Raw genomic sequence first — 5,949 nt, 5'->3', positions numbered from 1 at the left:
GAAAGTGCCATTTGGTAACCTTTCATAGTCGCGCAAACGGCCTTCATACGTCATCCCCGCCCGTTGCATAACCCGACCAGAGGCAGCATTATCCGGCGCGTGATAACTATCGATACGATGGAGGCCGAGTTGTTCAAAACCAACCCGAATAACTGCTTTTAACGCTTCCGTCATGTAGCCAGAGCCCCAATAATCGTGATTCAAAGCATACCCAGTCTCGGCGCTCGCATTCTTTTCCGTCAAACGGATGTCAATGCTGCCAATCATTTTGCCGCTGGCTTTTTCAATCAAAACGTATTTCCCCAGCGGATCAGCCAAGTGATACCGTCGGATACTAAATTCAAGCGTTTCCGCCACTGACTCAGGTACCGGTACGTGAATCCAGCGTGTCACTTCCGGATCATGAAACAGTTCATACATATCAGCCGCATCCGTTTCAACCGCATGTCGCATCACTAACCGTTCTGATTCAAATTGCGTTAAGTTCGCCAATCTTGTTTTTAATTCACCCAATGTAAAAACCCCCTACTAAAGCATTTGTTTTATGCTAGCAGAAGGCTTTTGAACGGTCAATTATTTTTTAATTTAATTTTAATAAAAGCAGACCAAGTGGGATAAATATTAATAACAAAAGAACGTTTATCAGCATAGAACGCGTCGGAAATGACCGAGACTGTTCGTCGGTTTGAAGTTGGTATTGGCGCCAGGCTAATAAATTAGCCAACGAGGCAATAATCGTCCCTAAACCACCAATAGAGGCCCCTAAATAAAGTGGGTAAACCAGATGTGTGAATTTTGATAACAAAATCGCACCGGGGACGTTACTGATAACTTGACTCGTCAAGATGCCTGCAAAAAACACTTTGATTGGTCCATCCGTCAAATGGGTTAACACCGATTCTAAAACTGGCACTCGACTCAGCGCCCCCACAATGACAAAAAATCCCACAAAAAGCAGCAACACCCCATAGTCAATTTTAACAAAGGTTGTTCGGTCATAACCTAACGCTAATAGCCCACTTGCAATAAGTGCAACACCAATCGGTAACGCGTTCAGAATAGCAGCTAGTACAACGACCGTGACTAGTAACACCACTACCATGTGTCGCTTATTGATGGGGTGCTTCTCTAGCGCAACTGCTCCAACAGTGTCGTCGGCAAACAAATACGTTACTAAGAAGAGCAAACCAAGACTTACCATGCCTAAGGGCAATGACATTTTAAAGAAGTCTAGTGCCGGCAATTGATAAAACGATGCCAAATACAAGTTCTGCGGATTGCCAAACGGTGTCACCGCACTACCCAAATTAGCAAAAATAGTCATGAAGACCAACGGTAAAATCATCTTAAGTTGGATTTTACGAGCAATTGTAACAAAAATGGGGACCAACGTTAAAATGGCCACATCATTTGTGAAGAGCATCGATCCAAAAAAAGCCATCAGGAACGTCACCCGAATAATCTGACGAGTGGTTTGAAAATGGCTGACAACCGTACTAGCGACATAAACCAGCAGACCTTCAGTTTCATAAACACTCACTAACATCATTAACGCTGCCAGGGCGATGATGGTATGGGCATTAATATCAGACCAATGTACGTTACCAAAAGCCAAAGCCAGTAGCGCCAAAACACCAGTTAACTGCAATGTCCGATCAGCAAGTAATCGTTTCCAGATAATTTGCATAATAATTCCTAATTCTTTCTAGTTTAGATATCCAGTATATAGTAAAAAGCAGGCCTCAACGAGACCTGCTTTTTTGTTTATAGTTGACGCTTACGCTTTTGCATGTAGAAATATAATGGCAATCCCGCCAAAGTTAGTAGCAATCCAATCACTGCCAGTTGGAATTCTGAGATTAACGTCATCACAATGATGAACAAACCACCTAGAATACCGATAATTGGCACAACCGGATACAAAGGTACCTTATATGGTCGTGGCAAATCTGGTTCTGTGATGCGCAATTTGATAACTGCGACAAAGACCAACGTATAAAATAGCCAAATCACGAAGATTAGCATGTCCGTCAATGTGTCAAACCCACCAACAAACATCAAAGCAATTGCCAATACCAATTGGAAGATACCCGCAACATATGGAATTTGGAAACGATTCAATTGACGTAGTTGCTTTGAAAATGGCAATTCATTTTCCAAAGCCATTGCATATGGCAAACGCATTCCTGTCATCGTATAACCGTTCAATGTGCCATAAATGGAAACCAAGATACCGATGGTGATCAATTTACCACCGAAACCACCAAAGATATGTGAGGCAACATCCATTGAAGTATTCTCGTTACCAGCAATTGCGCCAAATGGCAATGAATGCAAGTACACAAAGTTAACCAACACATAGATGACCATAATACCCAACAAACCACCAGTGATAGCACGTGGCAAGTCACGACTTGGATTCTTCATTTCACCGGCAATATTACCAACGTGAATCCACCCATCATAGGCGTACATCGTTGCTAGCAAACCACCGCCAATTGCTGTCGCCCAGCCACCAGTATGTGCACCTGGTGTTACTGGGAATAGACTAACATCAACCCCGCCTGGTTGCAGCAACCCAAAGATTACGATTAACGCTAATGGAATTAACTTAAAGAATAATGTAATCGATTGGAATTGTCCTGCCACTTTTGAGCCCAACAAGTTAATGAGGAACACAGAAGCAACGGCCAAAACACCGGCCGGGATAATTGCATTCGTTGACAGGTGAAATAAATTAGCAACTTGCGTACCAAAGATGACACCCTTAGCAGCGACACTTGCCGGGAAGTAAACAATGATTTGTGCCCAACCAAGTAAATAACTTGGCAACTTACCGTAAGCCCGCTCAATGTACACCAACATACCACCCGTTTGTGGTAATGCTGCTGCCAGCTCAGCACCAGTTAATCCGGCAGCCAAACTAATCAACCCACCTAATATCCAGACAAAAATCGACATACTAGTTGAACCGGTTGCTGATGCAACACTAGACGCTTTAAAGAACACGCCCGCACCAATCACCGTTCCCATAACCGTTGAAACGGCTGGTAGTAACGTCATGGTACGATTCAATTTGTTTTGCTCGTTCATGAGTTGCCCCTTATTCATAATTTTTTCAATATTGTATTATTTTACCAGGTTCCGCACCCGCTGTCTTTTTAAATGTCAGTAAAACTAACATCAACCTGTAACAAAAAAAGCCGGCACATCATAGTGGCCGGCTTTCATTTAATTTTAGCGTACTTTAGCTGAACGCAACTTACTATGTGTTGCGCTCTCAATTTGACGAAGTGTCGCAGCGTCAACGTGTAACCCACTGGCAATTTGACCAAAAGTCCACGTTGGGTGGCGCTCACACAAATCCAAATAATGTTCGACCAACTTTTCGTTGACCTTGGGTTGTGCAACTGTTTGTGTCCCATTCACTGCAAAGTCCTCAACCTTTGCTTTTTCGAAGCTGTAATGCAACGTGCTGGGCCCCATTTCACCTGATGAATAGTCCATATCTTTAATCCCCCGTGATTGACAATAGACTTCCTTTCTCTATATGCACAATATAATAGCATGCTTACAAATCAAAAGAAAGAAACATTTCGGCAATGTTCTATGCCTAAATTATGTAAAATTATAGCGTGTAAGCCCATACATGTCCTATATAATTTTTATTGTTCGGGAAAATGACATAGAAACCTAGAAACGGCAAAAAAATGGTAAACTAGAGGAATATTATTTTTTAGAAGGAGATCTCATGTCAAACCGACAAGCACTCATTCGAAACTTTGCCATCATCGCCCACATTGACCACGGTAAGTCTACCTTGGCCGATCGCATTATGGAGATGACGAACACTGTCTCAGAACGCGAAACAGAAGCCCAATTACTCGACGATTTAAGCGTTGAGAAGGCCCACGGTGTCACTGTAAAGTCCCGCACCGTTCGTAACTACTATATTGATAACACTGGCACTGAGTACCAATACAATCTAATTGACACGCCTGGTCACGTGGATTTTAATTACGAGGTCTCTCGTAGTCTATCTGCCACTGACGGTGTGTTGCTCTTGGTCGATGCCACAAAGGGAGTTCAAGCCCAAACTGTTGCCAACTACCGTCTTGCGAAAGCTGCTAACCTGGTGATTATCCCGATAGTTAATAAAATTGATAATATGGCCGCTGAGGTCGACAAGACAATTGAAGAACTACTTGACTTAGATGACTCATTCCGCGAAGAAGACATTCTAAAGATTTCTGCTAAAAGCGGTCTTGGTGTCGACGCTGTGTTGGAAGCCATCCGCGACCGAATTCCAGCACCTGCTGGGGATGAGAGTGGTAAATTGAAAGCTCTAGTCTTTGACTCAAAGTTCGACCCCTACAAGGGTGTTATCGTGCAAGTTCGTTTGTTCGATGGTCAACTAAAGTCATCAGACAACGTGTTGTTTATGGCCAACAGCATCAAATCACAAATTAAAGAGATGGGTGTCTTCTCACCGTTGATGACCCCATTAGACACTCTCCAAGCCGGGGATGTTGGTTTCATCGTTACCGGTATCAAAGACGCTCGAGCTGTCCGTGTTGGTGATACGATTACGTTAGCAAACGATCCCGTCGCAACGCCCCTTCCTGGTTACGAAGACGTGGAGCCAATGGTTTACGCCGGACTTTACCCCCGCGGCAGCGAATTCAAGGATTTGAAGATCGGCATCGAAAAGCTTGGTCTAAACGACGCGGCTTTCCAATACGAGCCCGAACAATCCGAAGCGCTCGGTATGGGATTCCGTGGTGGTTTTCTAGGTATCTTCCACTTGCAAATTATCCGTGAGCGTTTGCAAGAAGAATTTGGCCTAGATGTCCTGACAACGATGCCCAATTCAACGTATCGCGTGACCGTTAAGAATGAAGACGAACCCTTATACGTTGAAAATCCAATTCAATTCCCAGACTACGGGCAAATCGTAAAGGTTGAAGAACCGTTCATGCTTGCTAAAATGACCCTACCAAACGAAATGTTGAATGACATTATGCGTTTGGCTGAAGGTCGCCGCGGTGAATTAGTTGATTTGGCTACCATCGGTTCGATGCTAATGGTAACGTACCGGATGCCAATTTCAGAAATCGCCTACGACTTCTTTAACGAACTCAAGTCAGCTTCACACGGTTTCGCAACCCTCTCAACCGAGTTTGATTCTTACCAAGAATCTGACTTGGTTCGGATTGATATCGCTGTCGATTACGCGAAAGTCGATGCCCTCACATTCGTGATGCACCGTTCTAAGGTTGATCGCGTCGGTAACGAAATCGTCTCAAAGCTGAAGGACTTGATTCCGCGCAAGTTACAATCAATGCCAGTACAGGCAATTGTTGAAGGACGCGCTATCTCACGTGCCGACGTACCGCCGCTACGTAAAGCACAGGCCTCTGGTACGAAGGTCTCAAAGAAACAGCAGCAATTACGTCGCCAAGGCCAAAAGAAGAGCGATATCGAACTGCCCCAAGCAGTCTTTGACGCAATCCTCGATATGAATTCTAATTAAAAAACGACCGTTCCCATAGGAACAGTCGTTTAACGACACGTTAGCGTTTACAACGCTAGCGTGTTTTTTATTAGCGGTTCGTAACTGGCTTACCAGATACTTCAGCTGGTGATTCACCAGCACCAAGTACTTCAATTTCTTCCAATGAACGACCACGTGTTTCTGGAACAGCAAAGCGAATGAACGCAACACCGAGCAAGCAGATAACACCAAAGATAGCAAAGACTGCTTCTTGCGGCATTGATGCGGTCATGATTGGGAACAACAACCCAACTGCAAATGAACCAATCCAGTTGAATGATGAAGCCAATCCTGAACCACGACCACGAATAGCCAATGGGAACAGCTCACCAACCAAAACCCAAGTCAATGGGGCCCAAGTAACAGCGTAGAATGCCACGTAAATGCACAAGAAG

The 5,949-nt window shown here is 44.2% G+C and carries 6 protein-coding genes; 1 reads left to right on the top strand and 5 read right to left on the bottom strand.

Features of this window, described 5'->3' with window-relative positions; genetic code table 11:
* From WEIDD23_RS01450 to WEIDD23_RS01435, 4 genes are all read right to left on the bottom strand, one after another.
* On the bottom strand, positions 1–513 hold a 513-nt coding region (locus WEIDD23_RS01450), incomplete at its 3' end, for a GNAT family N-acetyltransferase (RefSeq protein WP_062358694.1).
* A gap of 67 nt (positions 514–580) precedes the next feature.
* Entirely contained in the window at positions 581–1,687 is a 1,107-nt protein-coding gene (locus WEIDD23_RS01445) for an SLC13 family permease (RefSeq protein WP_062358693.1), read from the bottom strand.
* A 77-nt stretch (positions 1,688–1,764) separates the two neighbouring features.
* On the bottom strand, positions 1,765–3,093 hold the full coding sequence (locus WEIDD23_RS01440; protein ID WP_010373575.1) for an APC family permease: 1,329 nt from the start codon (positions 3,091–3,093) through the stop codon (positions 1,765–1,767).
* Between the two features lie 144 nt (positions 3,094–3,237).
* Positions 3,238–3,507, bottom strand: a complete 270-nt coding sequence (locus WEIDD23_RS01435; protein WP_010373576.1) for a hypothetical protein — start codon at positions 3,505–3,507, stop codon at positions 3,238–3,240.
* A gap of 244 nt (positions 3,508–3,751) precedes the next feature.
* Between WEIDD23_RS01435 and lepA the strand changes: the two genes are divergently transcribed.
* Positions 3,752–5,533, top strand: a complete 1,782-nt coding sequence (gene lepA / locus WEIDD23_RS01430; RefSeq protein WP_010373578.1) for a translation elongation factor 4 — start codon at positions 3,752–3,754, stop codon at positions 5,531–5,533.
* A gap of 70 nt (positions 5,534–5,603) precedes the next feature.
* Here the strand turns inward: lepA and WEIDD23_RS01425 are convergent.
* The coding region (locus WEIDD23_RS01425) for an MFS transporter (protein ID WP_156469542.1) at positions 5,604–5,949 on the bottom strand (346 nt) is incomplete at its 5' end.

It is taken from the genome of Weissella sp. DD23 (assembly GCF_001579105.1).
Lineage (GTDB): Bacteria > Bacillota > Bacilli > Lactobacillales > Lactobacillaceae > Weissella > Weissella cibaria.
This window is presented reverse-complemented; position numbering and strand designations above follow the sequence as displayed.

What these genes read in the sequence shown, in the direction of transcription:
- WEIDD23_RS01445 (WP_062358693.1), bottom strand. Translation starts at nt 1,687, where the DNA reads ATGCAAATTATCTGGAAACGATTACTTGCTGATCGGACATTGCAGTTA.
- WEIDD23_RS01440 (WP_010373575.1), bottom strand. Translation starts at nt 3,093, where the DNA reads ATGAACGAGCAAAACAAATTGAATCGTACCATGACGTTACTACCAGCC.
- WEIDD23_RS01435 (WP_010373576.1), bottom strand. Translation starts at nt 3,507, where the DNA reads ATGGACTATTCATCAGGTGAAATGGGGCCCAGCACGTTGCATTACAGC.
- lepA (WP_010373578.1), top strand. Translation starts at nt 3,752, where the DNA reads ATGTCAAACCGACAAGCACTCATTCGAAACTTTGCCATCATCGCCCAC.